Source organism: Niallia oryzisoli, from assembly GCF_043641075.1.
GTDB classification, from domain to species: Bacteria; Bacillota; Bacilli; order Bacillales; family Cytobacillaceae; genus Bacillus_BD; species Bacillus_BD oryzisoli_A.
The window spans coordinates 538,530-565,074 of sequence record NZ_JBHZRC010000002.1; the positions used below are offsets into that span (position 1 = coordinate 538,530).

Here is a 26,545-nt window from a genome sequence, read left to right on the forward strand (position 1 = left end):
GGCATCAGATGGAGCTCTTGTTTCCCTTTTCCCTTAAAAGTACAGCTCCACGGGCACCAGATGAGGTCCTTGATTCCCTTTTTCTACTACGATGAATTCCAGTAGCCTATTCCCCTTTTCACAGTTTATTTTGGAAAACATCAACAGGTTTTCATGCGTAATACCTAAATAAAATTGTAAACAAAGAGTTCCGTACCCGTGGTTCCCAAACCAATGAACCCGTCCCCGCGGTCCTCTCCCCTCCTTACATCATGGCTTCAATTAAGATAATTTCATCCATTGCCGTAAGTGCCCCTTTGAATATCGTGTCAAATTCATCCATCGTTCTAGCCTTCATCCCCTTAATTCCGAAGCTCGCTGCTAGCTGAACAAAATCAGGGTTCTCGAAGGTTACGCCGTAGCTTTCTCCGAACAGCTTGTTCATTTGCTGGACCTCTAGCTTCAGCTTGGAATCATTTAGAACAATAATAATAAAAGTAAGGCCCAGCCGTTTGGCCGTCTCGATTTCAGCAATATTCATTAATGCCCCGCCATCGCCGGTGATACAAATAACAGGATCCTGCGGGCAAGCGAGTTTCGCACCGATGGATCCAGGAATGGCGATTCCCATTGATGCCAGCCCGTTTGAGACGATAAGCCGGTTTGGCCTTTGCGGCTGATACGTTCTAGCAATCGATACCTTATGGGCACCCACATCTGATACAACAATCGTGTTGTCCTCTGCTATTTTTTCAATAGAATGAAGAATCTCCTCGATTGTAAAATGCTTATTTTGCGACGTTTCGGGCTGACTAGAGATTAGCTGATATTCCTTCATGATTCTTTCCCTGAGGTTCCCGAATGGAGCCCACGATTTGGCAGGGAGCCCCGATTGATTTAAGGATTCAAGGATTTTCTTCATGCTGCCAACGCATTCCACTTCAACTGGATAGTACTCATTAACCTCTGCAGACAATGTATCAATATGTAACACAGGTAGTTTCTTTTTGTTCCAATGCTTTGGAAGCTTCTCCACAAAATCGTAACCAATTGTTATGAGTAAATCAGCTTCTTCGAGACCGGGCAGTACCTCATCATTTTCATTAAATCCAAACGTAAAATAATTGGAAGGATGCTCTTTTTCTAAAATCCCCTTTGCCATAAAGCTGTGAGTAACAGGTACTTTTAACGTATTGATAAAGGTCTGCAGCTCAGGAACGGCATCCTGTCTTACCACACCGTTCCCAATGACGATAAACGGTTTCTTTCGGTTTTGAATGAGGGTACAGGCAGCCTGTATCGTCTCCGCCGCAGCTACTGTTTCAGGCAACGGGGATACAGGCAATGGATGACCCGCGATGTCTTGCGTTAAAAAGTTCTCCGGCAGCACGACCGCAACCGAGCCTGGTTTCTCCATTTGCGCCAATCTGAACGCTTTCCGAATAACTGTCGGAACCGCCAGTGACTCTTTGATTTGAGTACTCCACTTAGTTACGGGTTCGCATAATGTAACGATATCTAGATATTGATGTGATTCGTCATGGTTCCGCTCCACGTCAGCCTGCCCCATTAAAGCAACCACTGGTGAATGATCGAGCTGCGCACTGGCGAGACCGGTTACCAGGTTTGTTGCCCCGGGACCTAACGTGGATAAACAAACACCCGCTTTTTTGGCTAACCTTCCATATACATCCGCCATAAAAGCAGCGCCTTGTTCATGCCTTACATTCACATATTGAATTTGGTTTGATTTGGAAAGCGATTCAGCGAGATCCAGCGTCTCTGTGCCAACGATTCCAAATACATACTCCACACCTTCTGCTTCTAAACATTTGATGATACAATCGGATACTTTCATAGTGCCTCCTTTAAGACTCAATCAAGAACACGATACTCGTTCTAGTTCTTCAAGAAATGTACCTTTCACTATTAGTTTGATGTAATAGAGGAGAGTTATTCGATTTAACCTCTCTCACTTTCCACCTTTGAAAAAAGAGAACCTCCCCTTTGTTTCCATAGAATTTTTGCATAAATGGTCCATTTTTTAGAATACTATTACTTGTATCTGCAAGTGAAACTGGCGAAAATCTCGTTTTACTTAATAGAGTTTGGTAAAAAAATACAGAGCAACCACAAGGGTTACTCCGTCTTTAGTAAACAGCATCATACTATATCCTCTAGCTTTGAAAAATAAAAGCAATTAACAATGGAGTCTATCTTCCGTGAAAATGGATGTTTACTTTTGATTGGTACCTTAAATTTAAAAATGAAGAATATAATCGAACAAATGGTAAGAATACACGTAAGCCATGGTCTTTTCGTAAATAGGAAGCTATACACATACATCATCAAATAAAGCAAGCCCGACCAAAAAATATTCCACCCGTGCCTATATTGAATCAGTTTTTGCTTGTGTGAAATGTATTCAACCCCACTTGAGTATATAACCCATTTAACTAGATAACACATCCTCTTGTACAAGGTGTTTGGAAGTTTTGAAAGAAATAAAAGGACAAGCAATGGAGTCACAATCAAAATGTGAATTGTACGCAAGATTGTCCAATTGAAATTCAAGGGTGTAAAATCCCAAACCAGATGCCTTTTACACAATTTGTAATACAACGTATGTACGATCATGACATAGCATAACGTTTTATAATGCTTAGGAATGTCGCGCCAAGTCTTACCACCAACATTTAATCCTACTACCAGCAGCATTAAGGCGATATGCTTCCATCTCATCAATTGTTTTTTCCTCATGTTTATCCACCTGTATATATTTTTATCTATAGTTTTCGTTTCTCATTTACAAATTATGTATTTTATCATGACCGGCAGCTTCCCATTTTTTAGGGCATTGGCTATGCGCTTGAAATAAACTCTTTGTTTTAAAAAATAAAAGGCTAATTACCACATCAAACACTGGTAATTAGCCTCTGTATCTACTAGCCATTGTCTCTAAAGACTATAAAAATACTAATCTTACAAACAATACTGCCATCGTCAGCTAACCAAAATACTGAGCTTCACTACGAATAGAAATCTCAGCTCCTACGCTTTTAGATGCAATATGTATTCTATTTTTATATAAAAAGAGCAAACAAGCCTTCGTTAACACCTAAATTATACATATAATATAGACCAAAAATGGTACTAATGACTCCGGTTGCTATTCCTAATGTACCGCTTATATTCCCACGCTTTTTACTTAACACAAAAGGAATGCCAATAATGGTTGTAAAGAAAAGCATCCCAATAACGGTTCCCGCTCCAAAAATAAAGATATAAATGGCAGCTTCCCCTACGTTTTTAACGGTACTCATGGTTAATAGAACCATTGCACCGCTTCCTGCAAGACCATGTACTAAGCCAATCAACATGGATTTTACATAGGATGCCTTTTTATGCTCGTGCTGATGATCATGCTCGCCGCTATTTTGATGGGAATGAACATGTTTATGGAGCTCCCCATCATGCTGATGTTGATGGACATGGACATTTTTAAAGGAAATGATCGTTTTCACACCAAGATAAACAAGCATTATTCCTACTAAAAATTCTAACGACATCGCCAGCTTCTCTGGAATTTCGCCTTTCATCAGAATGACAATAATCCCGACAATAAATAAGGTTAGCGTATGACCGATTCCCCAGAATACACCTGCCAACGAAGAATGCCATAGCTTTTTGCTTTTACTAGCGATCGTGGATACGGCAATGACGTGATCTGGTTCTATCGCATGCTTGATTCCTAATATAAAACCCAGAGCTAAAATTGAGAAAAAGGTAACCTCCATCATGATTTCTCCCCCCACTTCTTGTTAAAACCCAGCAATTAACCTAATCGCTGGGTCCTACCACTAATATTTTCTTAAAAAGCTCGGTTTCTTATTAAAACATTCTTGACTAATCATATGATGGAAGTCCGAAAATATTCTCTCAATGTTTTGTGTCGTATTGGCAAATACACGTACCGTAAACCCTGGGATTGGAAGTAAGGATATCCCTATTTTACATTGCTTTGAATAAGTAGATGTCGTCTGGTATAAACGATCAAGAAACTCATGATTGATACTCTCATGTATAACAATCATCGAACCCAAATGGGAAAAGCCTTCCATTACCCCTAGGCTATTCATCCCCTGATTTGCTGGATTTAATTTGATATGATCATATACCACCAGTTCATCTTCCATATAGATTTCATTTAAAAGCTGAAGCACATCGTAGCTGAATTTTTCACCATTCGGTGACCATCCCGAGGTAATAATATCTGAGTAGAGCAGGGTACAGCCTTTTTCCATATGTATTACCGTTTTTTGCTTGTATCGTGCATCTTGATAACCAATTAGTGGGTCGGGAATATATTCTAAATAGCTGCCATCCTTCAAATGAAATTCTACCTCTTGATAGGCATGCTTCTGTGGTGTCTTATAGATTTTTGTTGCCCCTTGAGTCGTCAACGTGAGCTTCGCTTGTTTTTCTAATACTACCTTCATCTGATAGCGGTCACCGTCTAAATAGCCTCCGCCAGGGTTTAAAAGATAATAACAGGCTTGACCGGATTCATCATGATAGATGGGACGCATCACCTTAAATGCCCCTTGAAAATACACATTCTTTGCCACGGTCTTCCCATTTCTCTCTTCTGCACCTAAACGCAAAACGCCTGTCCAATCCTTCATCTTACGCCAATCCTTTTAAGAGTGCATCCTTCTTAATCCAGTCAATCACTTCATCAAGCCCTGTATGATCCTTTAAATTGGTAAAGACAAACGGTTTTTCGCCTCGGAATACCTTTGTATCGGATTCCATTACATCCAGACTTGCCCCAACGTGTGGTGCTAAATCGGTTTTATTAATGATAAATAGATCCGATTTGATCATTCCTTGTCCGCCTTTACGGGGGATTTTTTCCCCTTGGGCCACGTCGATAATATAGATGGAAAAGTCAACAAGCTCCGGGCTGAACGTAGCTGCCAGGTTATCTCCGCCGCTTTCCACAAAAATAAGCTCAACATCTGGATGCTTTGCCTTTAATTCATCAATGGCGGCAAAATTCATCGAGGCATCTTCACGGATAGCCGTATGCGGGCATCCGCCTGTTTCGACACCAATAATGCGATCTGCCGGAAGCACCCCATTATTCATTAAGAATTTCGCATCTTCTTTTGTATAAATGTCATTTGTCACAACGGCCATACTGATTTCATCCTGTAAATGACGCGTTAATTTTTCCACTAACATGGTTTTCCCTGCCCCAACAGGTCCTCCAACACCAATCTTAATTGGATCCATCACAAACACTTCCTTTTCTTATGACATAAAAATACGAATATTCACACGTTCATGTATCATTTGATATAATTCTAGGCCAGGTGAAACAATTCCAAAATCCTCTTCTTCTAGCCCTTGAATTTTTTCTGTTGCTTCTAGTAAAGCATCATGAAATTCCTGAATCGTCTTCTGCCCCGCGGTTTGCCCTAATGGAATCGCCCGAACCGCATTTTGCACAAGACTAGAGACGGTAGAATACAAATAATACAAAATAGTCGTTGACATGGGAACCTCTAAATGATGGCCTACCATTGTAAAAACAATCGCTGGGTGACCGAAGGATTGTTTATTTTTGATTCGCTCCCGATATGCTGAAAGAATCGGAAAATCATAAAGTGATTGCACGAGGTTTAGCATCCGTTCACCCATTCTTTGAGTGCCCTCTCGCGTTTCACGCGGTAAATTTTGAACCGTCAGCATGCGGTCTAATTTCCACACTTTTGCTAGATTTTTTTCCTCCAGTGCTTCATATACTAAGCGGGAAGCAAGCCCATCTGAATAGACGAGCTGCTCCTTTACATACGCATGGAGCCATTGTGAAAAAGTGGCTTGATCATGCACTTTATCCTCTTGAATATAGCTCTCAAGACCATACGAATGACTAAAGGCTCCTGTAGGGAAGTTTGAATCGCATAGCTGGAATAGCGATAGCATATTTTTATTCATGACTATGTCCAATATGGCGAAATGCCTGTTTTACCTTTCTTTCTTCCCGTTTGAAAGGAATTTGCAGTTCTTGAAGTAATTCTTCTACAAGATAATCATACTGAACAAGCATATCGTTATCCTCGAATTGAGCTGGCAGGTGACGATTCCCTAATTGATGAGCAATCGTTCCCATCTCCTTCAAGCTGCGCGGCTGGATCACTAATAAGTCATCTGAGAGAACATCCACCACGATTAAATTTTTTTCATCCATAAAGAGAACATCCCCAGCCATTAGATCCCGAGGTTGCTTTAAACGGATACCAATTTCCTTCCCATGATCCGTTGTTACCCGTTGGATCCGTTTCACTAAATGAGCGCTTTCCAGATACACTTTTTCAACATGGCGTCTAATAATTTCTTCTTTTTCCATTTCTTCCATATTTGTTACGATTTGTTCAACTATCATTATCCTCACCTCAAAATAGGAAATATCGTTGTCCCATTGGTACCCAGTCAACCGGGTCACATGTAATTAATTCTCCGTTTACTTTTACCTCATAGGTTTGCGGGTCAACCGTAATTTCAGGAGTTTCGGAATTCAATTTCATATCCTTCTTCGTTAATTTCCGAATGCCGCGAACCGGAAGAATGATTTTTTGCAAGCCAAGCTTTTCATGTACGTTGTTGTCAAAAGCAGTTTGAGAAATGAAGGTAATGTTTGTACTAGAAAGAGCTTTTCCATACTGACCATACATCGGACGAGAAATAACCGGCTGTGGTGTTGGAATAGATGCATTCGCATCTCCCATTAACCCTTCTACTACAAAGCCGCTTTTAATGACCATTTCAGGCTTTACACCGAAAAAGGCTGGATTCCAAATGACGAGATCGGCAATTTTCCCGACTTCAACCGACCCAACGTATTCTGAAATTCCATGTGTGATCGCAGGATTAATCGTATATTTAGCCACAAAACGCTTGGCCCGGTTATTATCAGAAAGTTCACGGTCACCTTGCAAAATGCCTCTTTGTTTTTTCATTTTGTCAGCTGTTTGCCATGCACGTAAAATGACTTCCCCAATCCGGCCCATTGCTTGTGCGTCCGAGCTCACCATGCTAAAAACACCCATATCTTGAAGAATATCCTCTGCCGCGATGGTTTCACGTCTAATCCGTGAATCGGCGAAAGCCAGGTCTTCAGGAATCGATGGATTTAAGTGATGACACACCATTAGCATATCTAAATGCTCGTCAATGGTATTAACCGTATAAGGTAATGTCGGATTCGTAGAGGATGGCAGGACATTCATGTATCCGGCAGATTTAATTAAATCGGGGGCATGACCGCCGCCTGCACCTTCCGTATGGTACATGTGAATGACACGATCCTTCAGTGCTGCCATTGTATTCTCTACAAAACCAGCTTCATTTAAGGTATCTGCATGCAGGGCAACCTGGACATCGTACTCTTCCGCTACACTTAGTGCATGGTCGATAGCTGATGGCGTGGCTCCCCAGTCTTCATGAACCTTCAATCCAATGGCACCGGCACGAACCTGTTCTTCAAGAGGTTCCTTCGAAGCCGCTTGTCCTTTTCCTGTAAACCCAACGTTAATCGGCAATCCTTCAGCCGCTTCAAGCATGCGATGCATATGCCATTCACCTGGAGTAACGGTTGTTGCTTTTGAACCAGCAGCAGGACCTGTTCCTCCTCCAATGACGGTAGTAAGACCTGAAGCTAGCGCGGTTCTCACCTGTTCCGGATTAATAAAGTGAACATGTGTGTCAATTCCTCCGGCAGTCACAATCATCCCTTCACCTGCGATAATTTCTGTGCCTGCGCCAATGATAATATCCACCTTATCCATGACTAGCGGGTTGCCGGCCTTTCCAATTCCGGCAATTTTCCCGTCACGAATGCCAATGTCCGCTTTATAAATACCCGTGTAATCTAAGATGATCGCATTTGTAATCACGACATCCGCCATTCCCTCGCCTCTCGTAATTAAAGGGTGCTGCCCCATGCCATCACGGATTACCTTTCCGCCGCCGAATACCACCTCATCACCATATGAGGTGTAGTCCTTCTCTACTTGAATGATAATGTCCGTATCTGCTAGACGAATCGAATCCCCTGTCGTTGGACCATACATTTGAGCGTACTGTTTTCTCGACATCTTGAAACTCATCGGTTAGCCCCCTTTTCTAATGAACCGTCCACTTTATTATTAAATCCATACACACGACGTTCACCAGCAAAAGGAACTAATTCAATTTCCTTCTCATCACCAGGCTCGAAACGAACAGCAGCCCCAGCAGGAATGTTTAGGCGTTTTCCGTATGCATCCTCTCGATTGAATTGAAGGGCTTCATTCACTTCGTAAAAATGAAAATGTGAACCTACCTGAACTGGACGGTCACCTGTATTGGTTACAGTTAGTTTATGAACCGTTCTTCCTTCATTACAAATGATGTCTTCCTCTTTCAAAAATAATTGTCCCGGTTCCATTTACCTATCTCCTATCGATTGTTATTTGACTGGACTATGTACAGTGACTAGCTTCGTTCCATCAGGAAAGGTTGCTTCTACCTGAATATCATCAAGCATTTCTGGAATTCCTTCCATCACATCTTCACGCGACAAAATAGTCGTTCCATATTCCATCAATTCGGCAACTGTTTTCCCATCCCGTGCCCCTTCTAAAACCTCATAGGTTATAATAGCAACCGCTTCTGGGTAGTTTAATTTTAACCCTCTTTCTTTCCGTCGTTTTGCAAGGTCTGCGGCAACCACAATCATGAGCTTATCTATCTCACGTGGTAATAATTGCATAGGTAATCCTCCTACTATTTTGGATAACTTTAATGTAATAATCTCACCATATAAAGCATGACCAAATACAAATTTTCTAATCAATGGTATACGGCAAAACCAAGCATTTTTTTATCATAAATGAGGTTCCACTTGGGGAATGTATTTTATGTAATAGTTTGATAATTAAACAAACTTTGGCTAAAGGAGCTCATTATGGGAACAGACCAACAAACATTAAAGGATGGAGAGTTTGTCAATTCATTACCATCAGTAAAGAATGGAGAGTTTGTCCATTTATTTACCGCATCGCTTAAAGGGATCTCTCAAGTCATCTTGATTGAAAATGCAATCAGCGGGCTTCTTATCCTGATAGCGATCACGATTGAATCCTACTATTTAGGCATCATTACACTTTTATCTGCCATCATTGGTACGTTAGTGGCGAAAGCGGGAGGGGCGGATGGACAGAGCATCAATCAGGGTTTACTAGGATATAATTCTGTGTTAACAGGGATGGCACTGGTTTTATTTTTGAGTGGTCCGTATAGGTGGATCATTGCTTTGGCCGGAGCAGCCATTGCCGCCGTTTTTACAGCGACCATGAATCATATGATGAAAAGAACAGAAATACCCACCCTTACCTTTCCTTATATTATTTTGACATGGTTTATCCTTCTTTCTACTTACAAATTAAACGGGATTCGGTTGAGTTCCGACCTAGTACCACAGGATTTAACACATTGGAAACTAAATATAGGAGGAGAAATTAATCTATTAAATGGAATATTGGATGGAATCGGACAGGTATTTTTTCTAGATAACCTGATTCCAGGAATCCTCATTTTTATTGCTGTATTTTTTGCAGGGATTAAGCTAGGAACGTATTCAGTCGTTGGCAGTGTCCTCGCTCTATTCGTTGCTTATTTTTTAGGAGGGGAGCATACGTTAATTGGTTTGGGACTTTATGGGTATAATGCAATCTTAACGATAATAGCCGTATCCTCCGTTTTTAAGGGGGAACCTAATCGATTTGCTCTCTTATCAGGAATCCTTGCTGCCTGCTTAACCGTGCCAATCACGGCAGGACTTAGCACCTTTCTTTTACCCTATGGGCTTCCTGCCTTAACCATGCCATTTGTGCTATGCACTTGGTTGGTTCTAAGCGCAAGAAAAATAATGCCTAACTTATAGGATGATTTTTATAAAAAATGAGAGACATGGCTATTGATCATGTCTCTCATTTTTTTGTTGTTTTACGGATTCTTGAATAATGATAATGAGTTATTGTTCTATGTTATTGCTCAATGATTCATGGATGGATGATTCAACTTCATCAATATGTTCATCCTCGTGAATATTTCTTGGTTGAGGATTAAACCATTGAACCTCTCCCTTATGATAAATACCAGAATATTCTTCACCTTTAATAGTTACCTTAAAATGATGACGTTCATGTACTTGATCCTCAAACAATTTTTTGACGTCCATATTGTCGGACATGAAAACACCCCTAAAAAGTTATTTTTACTTTTCTAATTATGTTCTCTTTTTATAAAAATAACCGTAGTATATTGATGTATTGAACATATGGGATTGATTGTGGGTTCTTTGTCTGCTATCTGATGAAGTGAGTGTTATTTTCCACAAGCCTAACGTTTGCCTAGATCACTTCTTTTAAAAATTGAATAAACGTACGTGCTTCAAACGTTTCTACTTTTGTGATCAAATACGTTAAGGATTGTGGCGGCAGGATTTTATCTGGCTTAATTTGAATCATGTTCTTTTTGTTTAGCTCATCCTCTACCATCGTTAAGGGTAAATAGGAAATCCCTAGCCCTTCCTCAATGAATTTCTTTGTTACTTCTACTTGATTCACGGTCATCGTTTTCACTTTGGGATATTGCCTTTTCACATCCATTAAAAGACGGTCCCAGTAGTCCGGATGGTTATAGGTAATCAGCCGGTATTTTTGCAGCATGGCTTTTTCGGAAGGCTCCCCGGTTCCTTCATTTGGGGCAACGAATACAACAGGTTCCTCATGCACAATCTCACTTTTGATCGTTGTTTGCACAGGCAGAATTCTAGTTAATCCAATATCCGCTTTTGATAAGCTGATTTCCTCCCCTATTTCATAGGAGTTCACAATGTTTATGGTCACTTCTATATCAGGATATGTATCAATAAACCGTCGAAGCAGTGAAGGAAGAAAGGAGGAGGCAATTTGTGGTGCAGCAGCAATGACCAGCTTTCGATTATATCCCTGCTTCCATGCTTCAAACTCACCCATCCCCTGTTCATAGTTATCTAGTATGCCTTTAGCAACGGGAAAGAATTTATAACCTGCCGGTGTCAGAGCTACTGTTTTTCCGATCCGATGAAATAATTCTGTTCCGAGATGCCCCTCAAGTCTTTTGATATGCTTGGTTATCGCAGGCTGCGTTAAAAAAAGCTCTTCCGAGGCCATTCGGAAATTCTCATACTCAGCGGCAATCAGAAAGGTTTTGAGCCATCTTATATCCATGAAATCCCCCTTAATTACATTTCGTTATTAATTATTGTATTTATTGTTATTTCTCATTATAAGGGTTAACAAATATAATGAAAAGTAACAGCAGGATGAAAAATAATTGAGGAGGGAACGAAAATGACAGATAACCACCGAATAATTGATCCTTGGAATGCAAACCTATATGACAACAAGCATGCATTTGTCTCAGCACTTGGATCGAATTTAATTGAGCTGCTTGCACCGCAAAAAGATGAGAGCATTCTTGACCTTGGCTGCGGAACAGGTGATTTGGCGGAAAAAATATCTGACCTTGGTGCCAGTGTAACCGGTGTGGATCAATCAGAGAATATGATCACTTCTGCTCGAAACAAATACCCTAATATCCAATTTTTCGTTCAAGATGCCCTACGTCTTGATTACAAACAGGAATTTGATGCTGTTTTTTCAAACGCCACACTTCACTGGGTAAAGCCTCCAAAACAAGCATTAATGGGTATTTTTAACGGATTAAAGCATGGCGGAAGATTTGTCGCCGAGTTTGGCGGGAAAGGTAATGTCAAAACCATCACAGATGAAATCATCCTTGGAATAAAAAGAAATGGATTTGAATATGATATGGAGCACTTTCCTTGGTATTACCCAAGCATTGGAGAATACACAGGCTTAATGGAAGAGACAGGCTTTGAGGTTGTCTTCGCCCAGCTTTTCGAAAGACTGACCATTTTAGAGGGAGAAAACGGATTAAGAAATTGGATTGAAATGTTTGGAAGCAGTTTATTTGAAGGGATATCAGAGACAGTTACACAGCAAATAATCACGGATGTGGAGCAACGATTGAAGGGCACGTTATTTAATCAGGAAACCAATAGCTGGACAGCTGATTATAAACGAATACGTGTGATGGGGATGAAAAAATAATGCGGAAATAAAGGTGACTGGGATCAAATGGTCCCTTTTTCCCTTTAAAGAAACAACAAAGTATTAGGCCATTATGGTTTCTGTGAGTTCAGAGGCGGAGAATTTCCGTCTATTGTAAAAAAGGATGCGTAAAAAGCAGTAATAAGCGGAGATATTCCGATAACCTATTGAAATAAGACAAAAATTAGAAGTATTTAATCATATAAACGGAAAAACTCCTTTTATTTTTAAGGAAATATGGGTATTTCCTAATTTAAGCGAAATTCTTCCGTTTATTTTTTAACCATCAAGGAAAGTAACTTCAAACGTCCATCAATTTCCCAATACCAAAAGCTAAGTTTTCAGACAAGATGTTCCTGACCCATTGGAATTCAGACTCTTTGCATTTGATAATTAAGATCACCTCAGTATTAAGCGCCTTCTTTTTAGCGATACGTTTCTTTGTCAATAAGTAGTCAATGATAAATCCTAAAATAGCACCAAACGCTAACCCAATGAGTCCCCAAATAATTGGTCCCCATTTCCACATAAACCCATAAGAAGTGCCTAAGACAGAGAATACCGTTGCCAATACGGCTGCTAAATCGAATAAGCTTAGTCCATCTGATCGATGGATCGTATCAAATAATTTCTTCTCCCCAGTGGTATTTTCAAGGGGAACAATCACAATGTCTTCTGTTAAAATCCCTATTTCCTCTAATTGAGTAATGGCCATTTCCAATGATGTGGAATATTCAAAAGATGAAATCACTTGCATTTCCTTCATTTTTCACAATCCTTTGAATGTAAAAGTATCCTTTTTGTCTGTTGATATTTTTTTTCTAAATACTGTTTTTGTTCCAGCTTGTAAACCTTGTTATATTCCACAGCAAGAATATAGGATTCATATACAGCAAAACAATAGATAGAAGGTAAAAATAAGCTCCATTGCGGGTCAAGAATCTGAGTTGCCTGCTGGAATTTGCCCATAAGCGTATAGTTGACAGCATCTAGAAAATGAGAAAAGTAAATAATCGTTGCAGTCCATGTAATGGCAAAAAAACCAGATGGAAGTCGATGAATATATAAGCTGCCTAGGCCTGGATATAGTAAGGACCATACTAAAGCTACTGCTGGCTTCCTTTTATTGATCAGATTAATTCCCCATGCATTCATTCTGAATGGAACGATGGCAGCACGTTCTCTTTTTGCTAAATGATAGTGATTATTTAAATCGACTGTTAATCGATAACTATCCCAAATACAAAAAATATAAACGGGAAGATAAATAATCAACAATCTAGTATCAAGGACTTCCTTCGCCTGTTCCATCTTCCCTGTGAAAGAGTACACGATTGCCAGATTAATTTTTGATTGTGTATTTATAATGATTTCCCAGAAAAAGAGAATAAACCCCTTTAAATAAAGTCCTAAATGTAAATGTCCAAACCCAGGAAAAGCAGCAGACCACCAGACCGTTACCCACGGGTTTCGTAAATGGATACAGTTTACGTTTAAGACGGAGGTATAATGATTGTATCGACGAACATTTTTTGTAGCCGCCTGATGTTCCAAACTATCACAGCTCCTAAGGGAATTTTTCACAAATCGAGGGACTCAGAGTTTTTATATATAGCCAAACACATAGGGGAAATTCAAGGCCGAATGATCTCCTTTTATAAAGAAGAAAATGCTATTCAGCAATCTTAAATTGATTTTATGTTTATAGTAAATGTGTATAGGATTAATCCGAGCAAAGTACATATACCTATGCCCATACTACCAACAGCCTTCTTTAAACAACTATTCAAGGATGTTGGTATCATTCCCTAAACAATACTTAATATACTTTGATAGTTAGGCACTGCACCACAATGAGGCCCTATTGTTGAAGACCATTTAAATGCCACTCTTCAACTACACCAACCTGATTGTTGAGTAAATTAGCTGTATTCCTGCGCCAACGAACCTGTCCCCATGGTCCATAAATGGGAAGTCTCCTAAGAAAGGATATGTTAATAAAGTGAAAACTGAAGTAGCTCTTGATAAATATTTAAATTTTCATAATATTGCATTGTAAAAACTAATAACATTAGTTAAAATAAAACTAACATTATTAGTTTTATGTAAATTCAAAGCTCCGAAAGGGGGATTTTATATGAGAATCATTCGTGAAAATACAATTGTTCAACTATCATTTATGCCCAGGCTATTTCCTGTTAATTGTTATTTCGTAGAGGAAGATGATGGATTGACGCTGATTGATGCTGCATTACCCTACAGTGTAAAAGGGATAGTAGATGCAGCTAAGAGGATTGGAAAGCCGATTACACAGATTGTACTCACCCATGCGCATGCTGATCATGTTGGAGCGCTTGATGCACTTAAAGAGGTATTGCCTAAAGTTCCTGTCTACATCTCCAAACGAGATGCAAAGATAATGGCTGGAGACCTCTCACTTAACGATAATGAGCCCAATTCCCCCATTCGAGGAGGTATTCCAAAAAACATAAAAACGAAACCAGATATATTACTTCAGGACAACGATCGGATTGGATCATTATTGGCTATTGCAACACCTGGTCATACTCCGGGTTCAATGGCATTTCTTGACACACGAAACGGGTCACTAATCGCCGGAGACGCTCTTCAGACGAGAGGTGGTATCGCGGTTTCTGGTAAGTTACAGCCCCTTTTCCCATTCCCTGCTATGGCCACTTGGAATAAAGAAGCCGCTCTAAAAAGCGCTCATAGATTGCTTACACACAATCCTACGTTACTAGCCGCTGGACATGGAAGAATGTTGAAAGATCCGGTAGAGATGATGGAAAAAGCGATTTCCGAAGCAGAACAACTACTGAATAAAAGCAAAAGGAGCTAATAGTATGTCACCAAGAGTAGGTTTGGATATAAATATGCTTTTACAAAATTCAGCTGAACTTGCTGATTCGCATGGACTGGATCATGTGACATTGGCAATGCTTGCAAATAAATTAGGGATTCGCTCCCCTTCGATTTACAACCATGTGAAAGGTTTAGATGATTTGCGTAATAAATTGGCCATTTACGGACTGAAAGAACTTACCGATGTCATCACCCATGCTGCTTTTGGCAGAGCCAAAGACGAAGCTGTATATGCAATTGGAGAGGCGTACGTTACATTTGCACGCAATCATCCCGGATTATATGAGGCAACTCTTCGTGCTCCAGATCCAGGAGATAAAGAATATCAACAGATGTCATCAAAATTAATTGATCTTGTTGTTCGTGTGATAAATGCATATGGACTAGAGGATGATGAGGTCCTTCATGCGGTTCGAGGATTTCGAAGCATTCTTCACGGTTTCGCATCGATTGAACAAAAAGGAGGATTCGGTCTGCCGCTTGACCTCGATGTGACACTGCATTTTATTATCAATACGTTCCTTGCAGGGATCCAAGCCATTAAAGAACCCACCAATTAAAGGTGCATTAAAGGTGCCAGGCACCATCCAGAAAAATGGATGGTGCCTGGCACCTTTATGCCTTTATATTAGATTTCATCACGAATAAATTGAACTGCATTTAGCCCAATCATTTGGGATGGCATAGAAGTATTGCCATCTGGCAAAATAGGAGAAATGGAAAGATCAGCTACTTTTAGATTTCTGGTACCAAAGGCATTCAGAAATCCATCTGTAACGCCATCTCGAATACTTCCGGCCATCCTGCATTGTCCTCCAAAGTGAGCGAGATTACGATAAGAAGCTCTGACATAACCTTCTAATTGTGTTCGCTGTTCTTCTTTATTCTTTATTTTAAAAACATTTTCAGGCGGGTAGACGACCTTGTAGATGCCCTCAGGATCCAGTTCACGGGCTCTTTTCATAATACGATACGTTTCCAAATACTGTTCCACCATGAAATCCATGTCATCAGGGTCCCCTAACGGATTAAGGTCAATGGTAGGATAGGCCTCAGGATCGCTATGAGCAGCAGTGATCGACCCTCTGCTTGAAGGGTTAAGATCAAAAATACCAATGCTCATGATATTGCTCTTCTTTGCACCATCAAATCCCCAATGATTTTCCAATACCTCTGAGGTTGGAACAAACGAAGGTGTCGGAGAGCCATATAATTGCAAACGGCGTCCTCCCTTTCTACCTTCACCTTTAAAAGCGCCCAGTGGAAATGGATTACTTGGGTCAGCAGACATGAGGTCTAAAATTCGTTGTGTTTCTACTTCTACTCCCAACCCAACTGTAAAATGAGATTGAAAGTTATGCCCTACATTTGGACTGTCAATTAATGTTTCAATGCCTGCTCTATCAAGATCATCCGGATTTCCAATTCCAGAACGTTGTAAAATAACGGAGGAAAATTACCTGCACAAATAATGATGCCTTTTTTGGCATAGGCCACCTTTGATTTGCCGTTTCTTACAAATGTAACGCCCACTGCAACCTGACAGCATCCATCCTCTTCAAATAGAATTTTATTTACTGTTGTTTTTGCCAAAATGATTAACTTTCTTTTGTCGACTCCAACTTCATAAGGGCTGAATTCATTCCCTTGTGTAACAATCTTTTCATTTAGATACCCTGTTGCCGTAGATGAACGAACCAACTGTCCATTTACTTCTTTATTTAAAAACTGCGATTTGTAAAATGTGCAATCTCTTATCCCTGTATTATAGTCTTCAACAATAGGAATCTGTAAGACATCTGATGTTGCTCTAGCTAATGTTACGGTAAGCCCATCCTTAGGAATCGTTTGTTGTCTTACAAAAATGGGACCTTTTCGTCCTCGCTCTTCCGCTTCTTGTGTCTTTCCTGTATACGTTTCATTCTTAATGAATAATGAGCTCACATTGTCGTAGCTCCATTGGGGCCCAACGAGACTTGCCCACTCATCATAAAGCACACTGCTTCCCCGTACAACATACATCGCATTATGCTCAGAGCTTCCCCCAATCGCTCTGCCGCTTGATACTCGAAGCTGCTGATTTCCAATATTCGGTTCTGCATTTGTCATAATATTAAATGAATGCCTGTTATCAGTGGCTAAAATACCGGACACTGCACCAGAAGGGCTGCTTAACTCTTCAACCATATTTGTTCCTGGTTCAAGGACCAGTACAGAGGTCCTTTTGTCATCCGATAATTCTTTCGCTATCACCCCTCCAGCAGTTCCAGCCCCAATCACGATAAAATCAAAAGTATATTGTTTTGACACACGTATACTCCTCTCTAGACTTGTTTTCATATCTAAAATCTTTGAATTCTAAACACTCAATATATATATGATTTAGAGCCCTTTCGTGCACTTTTCCCAATCAAAAAAGGTGCCAGGCACCATCCAGAAAATGGATGGTGCCTGGCACCTTTTCCGCCTTTAAAGCCTCACTTCTACCTCAGTTCCATCCTTTAATTTAGTTTGGACAAGGATTAATCCACGGTACATCGAAAGCCCCTGGAGCAATGGCTTCAACTCTTTTCTTTCAATTTCTGGAAAGATGAATTTGCTGCCATCCTTTTCGATTGCTTTATTTAGTAAGGTAGTGATCCTTTTTGATGTCAGGATGTAACTACCTAAATGTAAAACCGCGTAGGGAACGGGAATGGAAAATCGCTTACCTTTTATCTTCAGCTTCACCTTTAACATGATTTACTCAATAACCACGAATACTTTATCACCGTTGGCAGAGGTGATGTCAACAAGCTGTCCGTCCAATTCATTTTCAATGGCTTCAATCAGCAGATCTATGTTAATATCTTTTACATATTTTTCGGCCTCAGGTATTTTCTCCGCAATATTTGTCCCTACCTTTAAAACGACCTTTACTAGATTAATCGGTAAATTCACATTAACATTATCGCCTTCTTGGGAGGTGACACGAATCTTTAACATTTTATTTCCATATGGGACATCTTTATTTTCCCCTTCAAGCTCCACAGGCTCTGGCAGATCTTTACCTTGTAGAAGATTAATGAGTTCTACTGCTTTTTCCTTATCAATCTTTCCTTCCTCTACCAGTGTTAAGACTCGCGAAATTTCATCCTTCATGACTCTTCCCCCTCTTTTATTAGCTGAATGGCTTTCTCTGCCGTAATTTCACCTTTTTCCAATAACGATACAATTTTTTTCTTATCCACTTCCGGTTTCTTTTGAGAGGTGTATCCCAGAGCCGTGATAATTTCATCTAATTTCCCTCTAACAGTTGGATAGGAAATGCCAAGCTCCTTCTCGACCTCTTTGATATTGCCGCGGCATTTAAGGAAAATCTCAATAAAATGCAGCTGTTCCTTTCCGAGAGCTGCCAGTCCTGAAACTTCAAATTCATTTTCTACCGTTGTTTGGCAATGGTTACACTGCAGCCTCGTAATGGTAAGCGACTTCCTGCAAACAGGACAATTAGTAAGTAAAGGATACGCCATACTGTTCTCCTTTCTTTCTTTTAATCACATCATACACCACAAATTTAAATTTTAAAATAAATATTTAATATTATTTATTAAATTTTATATATTAATTAAATAAGTTAATTACAACATTAAATAAATTAATTTAATGAAATGTAGGATACAGTAACTAACAGACACATTGGAGAGTCTGTGTGATAAAGGACTCCTACATATGTGGAGCATATTCATTTATCGGAACAGTAGGGCGATTGACTTGACTAATACTATAAAAGCTACTTTACCCAAACTTGCGTTTAAATTCTTTACAGGCGATGAAATAAGCGATGAACATAATGCTGACGCACCAGGAAAGAGCGACCCAAATATCGTTGCCAACAGACCCTTCATATAGGAAAGCACGAATTGCATTAACGATTGAAGTCACAGGCTGGTTCTCAGCAAACGCACGGACAAGCTTTGGCATGGTTTCAGTTGGAACAAAGGCCGAACTGATAAACGGCAGAAAAATCAATGGGTACGAGTAAGCCGTCGCCCCCTCCATAGACCCCGCTCTCAATCCTGGAATAACCGCCAACCATGTAAGGGCTAGCATAAACAGTCCGAGTATCCCAGCTACCGCGAGCCAATCCAAAAAATCAGCACTGGGATGAAAGCCCATTAGAAACGCGACCAGGATAACCACCACAATAGTAAGCGCATTGGAAACAAGCGAGGTCAACACATGAGCCCACAATATCGATGAACGCTTGATGGGCATGGTCATGAAACGCGCCATCAGTCCGCTCTTTACATCTGTAAACAGCCGCAAGGAAGTGTATGCAACACCGGATGCGATAGCCATCAGCAGGATTCCCGGCAATAAATAATTGACGTAGTTGTCTGTGCCTGTCTCTATTGCACCACCAAATACGTAGACAAAGAGCAGCATCATCATAATCGGCGTAATGGCCACCGTGATAATCGTATCCGGACTGCGCATGATGCTGCGTATTAAACGGCCCAATAATACTCCTGTTTGACCTTTCATTTATTTCTCCTCCTTTTTGCCGATAATTGCGAGGAAAATTTCCTCCAATGTCGGCTGCTTCTCGATGTACTCCACCTTCGCTGGCGGAAACATCTTTTTAAGTTCGGTTAGGGTACCAGTCGTAATAATCCTTCCGCCATGCAGGATGGCGATAGTATCCGCAAGTTGTTCTGCTTCCTCCAGGTACTGGGTCGTCAGCAAGATGGTCGTACCCTCACCAGCAAGCTCCTTAACGGTTTTCCAGACTTCAATTCGCGCTTCGGGATCAAGTCCGGTGGTCGGTTCGTCTAGAAAAATAACAGCTGGTGCCCCAATCAGGCTCATCGCAATGTCAAGCCTGCGCTTCATTCCCCCGGAATATTGGTCCGCCCTGCGGTTGGCTGCATCCTTCAGGCGGAATCTTGCAAGCAGATCGTCTGCAACTTGAGAGGGATTGGAAACTCCTCGCAGCTTAGCAATCATCATCAGGTTCTCTCTTCCTGTTAGCATGCCGTCTAATGCGGCGAATTGCCCAGTCAGACTGATGCTTTGACGAACATGATCAGGTTGGAGCAGGACGTCGAAGCCGCAAATAGTTACTTCGCCTTCATCGAACTTCATCAGTGTAGAGAGGATGTTAACGATCGTCGTCTTGCCTGCTCCATTTGAACCCAGCAGTGCGAAAATTTCTCCGCGCCTTACTTCAAAATCCACCCCCTTTAAGACTTTCTCTTTAAAGGACTTTTTTAACCCTTTTACAGAAATCGCTACATTGCTCATCCCTTTTTCCTCCTTATAAAATGCGCTAGACTGTCTAAACTCCCCTAATAAGTCTGACCGATATTCAGTATTACTTACTACTGAACTAAAAATATAACTGAATAGTTTAAGGTGACATTTGTTACCAGCTATTCAGTAGAGGAATTAACTTATTTTCAATAGGATCTTCTCAATACAGTTCGACATAGGTTATCGCGCTTGCCATTAGTTCATCCGCAAATGAAGAGAATCCTCACAAGTAACGGCCTGTGTCGATAGTGTCGAGGCTAGACGAATAGCCACTAGTCCTTCGTTTTTATTCACGACCAATCGTATCGTTCAATTTAGCGCGGTATTTATCCATCCACGTTTTCGAATCCTTCACTAACTCATCACAGAAAGCAGCCACGTCCTTGCCCGTAAGGTCAGTGACTTTCTTGCCATCCGCTGCACCTTCCTCGAAAAGGTCAAGAATGCCGCCAAAGATACGAACACTCTCCTTCCAATCGGAGGGACCACCAGAAGTCCACAAATATTTTTTGATAGCATTGTAAGCATTGCTATACTCACTTGGAAGTGCCTTCGCACGAGCTTCCATCGCCTTCCATTCCCGCTTATCTTCTAGACTGCCAATCAGTTTTTCAAAAATACTCATCGTATCTCCCCTTTTCCTATTCTTTTCGTTTTAAGCTCGTTAATTTTACTTGAGACGAAATCCCATTTTTGCCAAAACATTTCAAGCTGTTCTTGACCTGCTGTGTTGAGTGTGTAAAATTTCCTCGGCGGCCCCATCGTGGACGGCTTCTTCTCGATTTCCACCAGATTGTTTTTCTCAAGCCGCATTGTAATGGTGTAAACTGTGCCTTCAACCACATCAATGAAGCCAAGTTCACGCAGCTGTTGCGTAATTTCATAGCCGTACGTTTCGCCACGGCTGATGATTTCAAGCACACAACCCTCAAGCACTCCTTTCAGCATTTCAGTGATATTTTCCAATAGATTACCTCCATTTATATTTTCCTTATCATTATTTCAGTACTCAGTAACACAGGTATTTTGTGTTACATATATTCAGTATTACTTATTACTAGTATATAGTATTACTAAATAGCATCAATTGTCAATTAAATCTTTCGTCAAAAAAGCCCAAAAATAGAAAAAACACCTTGGTAATAACGGAAATCGCCCGTTACTTGAATAAGAAAACAGGCTCACCAATTCAATGCATCCTCAACTTACACCCCCGTCACGTAAGAAGGGATTGCAGCTTGCCGATACAGCCGTTGCTGCTATTCTTTTTCTTAAACTATCTAGGACCCATCCCAACCTTTGACCAACAGCATAAACTGGAAAAAAAAGGCTAATTTCAAAAAGGAGTGAACCTTGAATGATGGAATCTATGCAACAAATGTCTCCCTATACCCAGAATCCCTGGGGTATTCAACATTGTCTGTATCGTTCACGTATTTGTGGCTTAGAAACGGAGATAATTTCTGGTTTTATTTGACGACTGTAGGGGAGTCAAGAGTTTATGGATATAGGTTTTTCGGCGTTAGATGGAATCATTATTCGGTTGCTTTAAGAGATATTGTTTCCTACCATTGTTCCCCTCCAACTCCAACTCTATATTAAAACACTGCGCCTGACCTTTGTTATCCTATCGTTCTGTCTTACTTTAACAGCGTTGGGCATTCATAATAAGAGATCCTTTTTTTAAAATCTATTACTGGATCACCAGAAATCCTCAACCTGCGTGATCCCTTCCATCAATGTATAGAACGTTAATCATATCGATTAGCGTTCTTTATGCTTAAGTAAATTGTTTCGTTCATCATTCATGGTTCGTAAATAAAAAAGCATTAGCTATAATCTTCCCAGGTTTGCTTACACTTTGGATGGCTGTATTAAGTGATACAGGTGCTGCCCTAATTGTAATCTTAAACGCAATAAGATTGTTAAAATTTAAAGAATAGGTACTAAGAGATGTTTCTTGATTAGGGGCATCTCTTTTTTAATAATATTAAATTTCACTAACCCTTTAGATGAATAACGATATTGTCAGGGTTTATAATCCAATTCCTGTATTGATAATCCCTAAAATGCTCTTGGTATTATTCTACCCTTTTTTAGTCTTTGTAAGAGAGTTTTACAAACTTCTTTTGACTTGGACAACCTATCAAAAGCTGTCAAAATAACAGGCAAGCCCCCCATTCAGTTCCTTTATCCTGAATTTTACCGGTAAAATAGCGATTGAAAATGATCAAGTATCTACGGTAGAAATCACTTAAATCCATATGGTATAAGCTCTAGATTCAGCTTCTTATATAAAGTATCCTGCCATCACTACTACTCCATTTGACATACTGCCTTTTACAGCCCTTTTCCCCATAAATGAGTAACGTTTTTTTCACAATCCCCTTATAAAGACCTGCCAAATCGGTTAGAATACAACTTCTTGTTATAGTCTTTTAGTTTCCTATCATCCTTTCTGTTGTATCTAAAACTATGAAAAAATAACCTATTCTTTCAATTTTTCAAATTTTACCTCAAATGTTATATTTCCTTACATAATTTGAGACGAATGGGAGATTTCCAAACTATAATCACCTTGTGAATCTATTTAACACAGCATGAATCGAAGAAAACTTGTTGTGATACTAGATTTAATTTTGAACCAGGGGTGATGTCTAATGGAAAATAATCAAAGTAAAGTGATTACTAGAAGAGATTTTCTTAACTATGCTGGAAAAGTCGGTGGTACGATGGCCGTTTGGGGAGCATTGGATTCCTTTGGTTTATTAGGTCACTCTTTAGCAAGTGCCCAAGAATTCAATGCACCGAAGAAAAGTGATTTAAAGATGGCCAATAAAAATGGCAAAAAAATTATCATTTTAGGTGCAGGTATCGCTGGAATGACGGCAGCCTATGAATTAAGAAAAGCTGGTTATGATTGCACCATACTTGAAGCAAGAGATCGTACCGGCGGCCGAAACTGGACCGTTCGAGGGGGTACAACGGAAACAGAAATAGACGGTGTGAAGCAAACTGCTAAATTTGATAAAGGACAGTATATGAATGCCGGTCCTGCCCGTATTCCCCAGCATCACATCACGATTGATTATTGCCGGGAGCTAGGGGTTGAACTGGAAGTATTCGCGAACTCAAATGAATTCACCTACTATTATCAAGAAAATGCAGGTCCCCTTTCCAATACCAAAATCCGAAAAGGAACCATCAAAGCGGATACTCGCGGGTATGTATCTGAGTTATTAGCAAAAGTGGCAGATAAAGCTGCGCTTGATGCCCCGCTTTCAAAAGAAGATATTGAGAGATTAAGAGATTATTTGAAAAGAGAAGGCGGACTATCAGATGATTTTACATATAACGGGTCAAATCGCAGGGGTTATAAGGTATTTCCTGGTGGAGGGCTTCAGCCAGGAGAAGTCGATACCCCTTATAACTTTAGCGAGCTTCTTCAATCAGGAATGATGAATAACATTAGCGGGGATTACAGCATCCAACAGCAGCCGATGATGTTCCAGCCGGTTGGAGGAATGGATCAAATACCAAAGGCACTTGAAAAACAGCTGCCTGGAGTCATCACTTTTGGTGTGGAAGTTCAAGAAATCAGACAATCGTCGAATGGCGTTCGGATTGTTTATCAAACAAAAGCAAATGGAAAAACAAAGGAAATTACAGGTGATTATTGCATTTGTACCATCCCGCTCCCTGTACTGAAAAATATACCGGCTGATTTTACAGAACCTATGAAACATGCGATTAAGAGTATCCATTATGCAGAAACGGGGAAAAATGCCTTCCAATTTAAAAATCGATTCTGGGAAAATGAAGAACGTATACTTGGAGGAATTACCACGACAAATATGGACATCGCACAAATTTGGTATCCATCTACCGGCTATTTAACAAAACAAAAAGGTGTGTTAATTGGCTATTATAACTTTGGTGAAAATGCTGTGAAATACGGTAATCTATCCCTTTCTGAAAGAGAGACTCGTGCTTTAGATCAAGGTGCTAAAATACACCCACAATATAAGAAGGAATTTGAAAACTCCTTTTCTGTCGCATGGCATAAAATTCCATATAATCAAGGTGGATGGGCTGAATACTCCTCATCCGATCTTAAAAACTATTATCCTATTTTAAATGAGCCTCAAGGCCGTATCCACCTAGCTGGAGAACATCTCAGCTATTTAACAGGATGGATGGCCGGTGCGTTTGAATCAGCTCGAATTGCAGTGACCCGAATTCATGAAGAAGTGTTAAAAGAAGGCAAGTCCCCTGCCACTGTGGGCTAAACCGAAATAAATTGGATAAGGAGATGATTTTATGAAAAAAAATATGAAAACAAAGATTGCTGCAACGATTATGGGGATAAGTGTGCTAGCAGGTGCCACCATGGTTTCTGCTGGAAATGGAATTAACCTGCTTAAAATCAGTGAAGTCACCTTTTTTGGCACACCGACTTCATCCATTTCTAGTTCGGTAGCGGTTCCTCAAAATTACAACCGACTATCGTTTAGCGGAACCGTCCCTCCCCTTTTAAATAATAAGGGAATCACAACCTATGAAAAATATGGGGATACCAAAACACAAGCCATTGGGATTTTAAAGAAATTCGAAGAAGACTTGGCACAAAAAGGTCTTTCCCTTGAAGATGTAACCTATCTTCGTGTTTACGTTGCCCCGGATCCAAACAAAGGAAATAAGCCAGATTATCAAGGCTGGTTTGATGCATATGCCCAGTTCTTTAATACTGAAGAAAATCCAGTGAAAACCGCTCGATCTACAGTGGGTGTGGAAAGTCTGGTAAGCCCTGATTATCTGATTGAAATTGAAGCTGAGGTTGCTTATAAAAATAAGAATAAGTAATAACCGAAACGAGAAAGGAAGTGAATCCTAATGCTACAAAATATTGGGGTACCCGGTTTAATTATCATTCTCATTATCGCCCTTGTTATTTTTGGACCATCTAAATTGCCTGCTATTGGACGAGCCTTTGGGAATACGTTAGCTGAATTCAAAAATGCAACGAAGGGGCTGGTTTCAGATGATGAAAGTGAACATAAGCAGGAAAAAGTGAAGCCAGAATTAATAGCCATTGAAAAGAAGGAAGAAAAATCAGTTGTATCCTAATCAGGAGGTAGACGGGCAAACCGTCTACCTTTTTTCTAAGGAGGCATGAGGATGAATCAGAAAGAACTGAATCTCATTGAACATTTAGAGGAACTCCGGAAACGAATTATTGTGGTTTTGATCGCATACCTGATCTTTTTTGTGGTGGCATTTGTCTTTATCCAGGATATTTATCAATGGATTATTCGAGACTTCGATGGGAAATTAACCGTTTTGGGGCCAAGTGATATTTTGTGGCTTTATATGATGCTCGCTGCTGTCGTTGCCATAGCCGCCACCATCCCTGTATTTGTCTATCAATCATGGAGGTTCATTGTTCCCGGACTGACGAAAGAAGAGTCAAAAATCATATTACGTATGATCCCTGGTTTCTTCCTATTATTTATTGTCGGCATAGGCTTCGGTTATTTTGTCTTGTTTCCACTTGTATTGGGATTTTTAGTCAATCTATCAGCGGGTCAATTTGAAACGATGTATACAGCTGATCGATATTTCAAATTCATGATTCACATTAGTTTACCCTTCGGCTTTTTGTTCGAAATGCCCTTAATCGTATTATTGCTAACAAGGCTCGGAATTCTTAATCCTGTGAGGCTGGCAAAAGCAAGGAAAGTTTCCTATTTTATTCTCATGGTCGTTTCGATTGCCATTACACCTCCAGATATCGTATCCGATTTCTTGGTCATTGTTCCACTCCTGCTGCTATACGAACTAAGTGTTGGAATTTCTAAAATCGTCTATAAAAAGAAGGTAGCAACAGAGCTGGGAATGGCCAATTAACATGTGGTTAAGACAATGGGATGGAACTGATTAGGAAAAGATTAAAGCTTTACTTCTACCATCCTACTTTTAAAACATCCTTTACCAGGTTAATCGGTAAGTTTCCATTTACATGATCCCCTTCTTAGGAGGTTACATTTAAATTAAAGAAAAAAACAGACTCATTTTAGAGTCTGTTCAGACTGTAGACAAACTCCTCGATTAAAATCGAGTTTGCCTACAGTCTTTTTTGTTTTAAACTATTAATAGAACAA

General features: G+C 40.1%; 30 protein-coding genes. 8 read left to right on the forward strand and 22 right to left on the reverse strand.

From position 1 onward, the window contains the following. Positions 1–244 precede the first annotated feature (244 nt). From ACHUFV_RS12100 to ACHUFV_RS12140, 9 genes are all read right to left on the reverse strand, one after another. Entirely contained in the window at positions 245–1,837 is a 1,593-nt protein-coding gene (locus ACHUFV_RS12100) for an acetolactate synthase large subunit (protein WP_394234383.1), read from the reverse strand. A gap of 1,225 nt (positions 1,838–3,062) precedes the next feature. Continuing rightward, positions 3,063–3,776 carry a HoxN/HupN/NixA family nickel/cobalt transporter gene (locus ACHUFV_RS12105; protein ID WP_394234475.1) on the reverse strand — a complete coding sequence of 238 codons (714 nt, stop codon included), beginning with the start codon at positions 3,774–3,776 and terminating at the stop codon, positions 3,063–3,065. Positions 3,777–3,839: 63 nt separating this feature from the next. Then, on the reverse strand, positions 3,840–4,664 hold the full coding sequence (locus tag ACHUFV_RS12110; RefSeq protein WP_394234385.1) for an urease accessory protein UreD: 825 nt from the start codon (positions 4,662–4,664) through the stop codon (positions 3,840–3,842). Position 4,665: 1 nt separating this feature from the next. Continuing rightward, the gene (ureG, locus tag ACHUFV_RS12115; protein WP_394234387.1) at positions 4,666–5,277 is read right to left on the reverse strand and encodes an urease accessory protein UreG; all 612 of its coding nucleotides are present in this window, start codon (positions 5,275–5,277) and stop codon (positions 4,666–4,668) included. 18 nt (positions 5,278–5,295) lie between these two features. Continuing rightward, complete coding sequence (locus ACHUFV_RS12120; RefSeq protein ID WP_394234389.1) at positions 5,296–5,982, reverse strand: urease accessory protein UreF; 687 nt, start codon at positions 5,980–5,982, stop codon at positions 5,296–5,298. Continuing rightward, on the reverse strand, positions 5,975–6,430 hold the full coding sequence (ureE, locus tag ACHUFV_RS12125) for an urease accessory protein UreE (RefSeq protein ID WP_394234391.1): 456 nt from the start codon (positions 6,428–6,430) through the stop codon (positions 5,975–5,977). Before ureE ends, ACHUFV_RS12120 begins: the two co-directional genes overlap by 8 nt. Positions 6,431–6,440: 10 nt before the next feature. After that, the gene (ureC, locus tag ACHUFV_RS12130) at positions 6,441–8,153 is read right to left on the reverse strand and encodes an urease subunit alpha (RefSeq protein WP_394234393.1); all 1,713 of its coding nucleotides are present in this window, start codon (positions 8,151–8,153) and stop codon (positions 6,441–6,443) included. Further along, positions 8,150–8,473 carry an urease subunit beta gene (locus ACHUFV_RS12135; protein ID WP_394234395.1) on the reverse strand — a complete coding sequence of 108 codons (324 nt, stop codon included), beginning with the start codon at positions 8,471–8,473 and terminating at the stop codon, positions 8,150–8,152. The genes ureC and ACHUFV_RS12135 overlap by 4 nt, the downstream gene beginning before the upstream one ends. 21 nt (positions 8,474–8,494) lie before the next feature. Beyond that, positions 8,495–8,797, reverse strand: a complete 303-nt coding sequence (locus tag ACHUFV_RS12140) for an urease subunit gamma (protein WP_394234397.1) — start codon at positions 8,795–8,797, stop codon at positions 8,495–8,497. Positions 8,798–8,992: 195 nt separating this feature from the next. Between ACHUFV_RS12140 and ACHUFV_RS12145 the strand changes: the two genes are divergently transcribed. Then, positions 8,993–9,970, forward strand: coding sequence for an urea transporter (locus tag ACHUFV_RS12145; protein ID WP_394234399.1), 978 nt, complete (start codon positions 8,993–8,995; stop codon positions 9,968–9,970). 90 nt (positions 9,971–10,060) lie between these two features. On the opposite strand, the gene ACHUFV_RS12150 is transcribed toward ACHUFV_RS12145, so the two are convergent. After that, positions 10,061–10,279: a DUF5342 family protein gene (locus ACHUFV_RS12150; RefSeq protein ID WP_394234401.1), complete on the reverse strand. Its 219-nt coding sequence runs from the start codon at positions 10,277–10,279 to the stop codon at positions 10,061–10,063. Positions 10,280–10,439: 160 nt separating this feature from the next. After that, positions 10,440–11,300, reverse strand: a complete 861-nt coding sequence (locus tag ACHUFV_RS12155) for a LysR family transcriptional regulator (RefSeq protein ID WP_394234403.1) — start codon at positions 11,298–11,300, stop codon at positions 10,440–10,442. Between the two features lie 123 nt (positions 11,301–11,423). Between ACHUFV_RS12155 and ACHUFV_RS12160 the strand changes: the two genes are divergently transcribed. Further along, positions 11,424–12,206: a class I SAM-dependent methyltransferase gene (locus ACHUFV_RS12160; RefSeq protein ID WP_394234405.1), complete on the forward strand. Its 783-nt coding sequence runs from the start codon at positions 11,424–11,426 to the stop codon at positions 12,204–12,206. Between the two features lie 301 nt (positions 12,207–12,507). On the opposite strand, the gene ACHUFV_RS12165 is transcribed toward ACHUFV_RS12160, so the two are convergent. Both ACHUFV_RS12165 and ACHUFV_RS12170 read right to left on the reverse strand, forming a co-directional pair. After that, positions 12,508–12,972 carry a hypothetical protein gene (locus ACHUFV_RS12165; protein WP_394234407.1) on the reverse strand — a complete coding sequence of 155 codons (465 nt, stop codon included), beginning with the start codon at positions 12,970–12,972 and terminating at the stop codon, positions 12,508–12,510. Further along, entirely contained in the window at positions 12,969–13,760 is a 792-nt protein-coding gene (locus ACHUFV_RS12170; protein WP_394234409.1) for a hypothetical protein, read from the reverse strand. The genes ACHUFV_RS12165 and ACHUFV_RS12170 overlap by 4 nt, the downstream gene beginning before the upstream one ends. Before the next feature lie 583 nt (positions 13,761–14,343). On the opposite strand from ACHUFV_RS12170, the gene ACHUFV_RS12175 reads away from it, so the two are divergent. Both ACHUFV_RS12175 and ACHUFV_RS12180 read left to right on the forward strand, forming a co-directional pair. Then, positions 14,344–15,066: an MBL fold metallo-hydrolase gene (locus ACHUFV_RS12175; RefSeq protein ID WP_394234411.1), complete on the forward strand. Its 723-nt coding sequence runs from the start codon at positions 14,344–14,346 to the stop codon at positions 15,064–15,066. 4 nt (positions 15,067–15,070) lie between these two features. Beyond that, positions 15,071–15,649 carry a TetR/AcrR family transcriptional regulator gene (locus ACHUFV_RS12180; protein ID WP_394234413.1) on the forward strand — a complete coding sequence of 193 codons (579 nt, stop codon included), beginning with the start codon at positions 15,071–15,073 and terminating at the stop codon, positions 15,647–15,649. Positions 15,650–15,717: 68 nt separating this feature from the next. Here ACHUFV_RS12180 and ACHUFV_RS12185 read toward each other — a convergent pair whose 3' ends face one another. From ACHUFV_RS12185 to ACHUFV_RS12225, 9 genes are all read right to left on the reverse strand, one after another. Then, on the reverse strand, positions 15,718–16,419 hold the full coding sequence (locus ACHUFV_RS12185) for a GMC family oxidoreductase (protein WP_394234415.1): 702 nt from the start codon (positions 16,417–16,419) through the stop codon (positions 15,718–15,720). Positions 16,420–16,469: 50 nt separating this feature from the next. Next, positions 16,470–17,399, reverse strand: a complete 930-nt coding sequence (locus ACHUFV_RS12190) for a GMC family oxidoreductase N-terminal domain-containing protein (protein ID WP_394234417.1) — start codon at positions 17,397–17,399, stop codon at positions 16,470–16,472. 159 nt (positions 17,400–17,558) lie between these two features. Continuing rightward, positions 17,559–17,828 carry a hypothetical protein gene (locus ACHUFV_RS12195; RefSeq protein ID WP_394234419.1) on the reverse strand — a complete coding sequence of 90 codons (270 nt, stop codon included), beginning with the start codon at positions 17,826–17,828 and terminating at the stop codon, positions 17,559–17,561. A 3-nt stretch (positions 17,829–17,831) separates the two neighbouring features. Next, positions 17,832–18,230: an SHOCT-like domain-containing protein gene (locus ACHUFV_RS12200; protein ID WP_394234421.1), complete on the reverse strand. Its 399-nt coding sequence runs from the start codon at positions 18,228–18,230 to the stop codon at positions 17,832–17,834. Next, positions 18,227–18,601, reverse strand: a complete 375-nt coding sequence (locus tag ACHUFV_RS12205; RefSeq protein WP_394234423.1) for a DUF2089 domain-containing protein — start codon at positions 18,599–18,601, stop codon at positions 18,227–18,229. The genes ACHUFV_RS12200 and ACHUFV_RS12205 overlap by 4 nt, the downstream gene beginning before the upstream one ends. 265 nt (positions 18,602–18,866) lie before the next feature. Next, positions 18,867–19,616, reverse strand: a complete 750-nt coding sequence (locus ACHUFV_RS12210; protein ID WP_394234424.1) for an ABC transporter permease — start codon at positions 19,614–19,616, stop codon at positions 18,867–18,869. Further along, on the reverse strand, positions 19,617–20,375 hold the full coding sequence (locus tag ACHUFV_RS12215) for an ABC transporter ATP-binding protein (RefSeq protein ID WP_394234426.1): 759 nt from the start codon (positions 20,373–20,375) through the stop codon (positions 19,617–19,619). Between the two features lie 295 nt (positions 20,376–20,670). Beyond that, complete coding sequence (locus ACHUFV_RS12220; RefSeq protein ID WP_394234428.1) at positions 20,671–21,009, reverse strand: DUF1048 domain-containing protein; 339 nt, start codon at positions 21,007–21,009, stop codon at positions 20,671–20,673. Continuing rightward, positions 21,006–21,350 carry a PadR family transcriptional regulator gene (locus ACHUFV_RS12225; RefSeq protein WP_394234430.1) on the reverse strand — a complete coding sequence of 115 codons (345 nt, stop codon included), beginning with the start codon at positions 21,348–21,350 and terminating at the stop codon, positions 21,006–21,008. Before ACHUFV_RS12225 ends, ACHUFV_RS12220 begins: the two co-directional genes overlap by 4 nt. A 1,694-nt stretch (positions 21,351–23,044) precedes the next feature. On the opposite strand from ACHUFV_RS12225, the gene ACHUFV_RS12230 reads away from it, so the two are divergent. From ACHUFV_RS12230 to tatC, 4 genes are read left to right on the forward strand one after another with little or no spacing between them, the layout of a single operon-like run. Beyond that, entirely contained in the window at positions 23,045–24,673 is a 1,629-nt protein-coding gene (locus ACHUFV_RS12230) for an FAD-dependent oxidoreductase (RefSeq protein ID WP_394234432.1), read from the forward strand. A 31-nt stretch (positions 24,674–24,704) separates the two neighbouring features. Then, entirely contained in the window at positions 24,705–25,247 is a 543-nt protein-coding gene (locus ACHUFV_RS12235) for a RidA family protein (RefSeq protein WP_394234434.1), read from the forward strand. Positions 25,248–25,277: 30 nt separating this feature from the next. Next, positions 25,278–25,511, forward strand: a complete 234-nt coding sequence (locus ACHUFV_RS12240; protein WP_394234436.1) for a twin-arginine translocase TatA/TatE family subunit — start codon at positions 25,278–25,280, stop codon at positions 25,509–25,511. 51 nt (positions 25,512–25,562) lie between these two features. Beyond that, complete coding sequence (tatC, locus tag ACHUFV_RS12245; protein WP_394234438.1) at positions 25,563–26,291, forward strand: twin-arginine translocase subunit TatC; 729 nt, start codon at positions 25,563–25,565, stop codon at positions 26,289–26,291. The last annotated feature ends 254 nt before the right edge of the window (positions 26,292–26,545 follow it).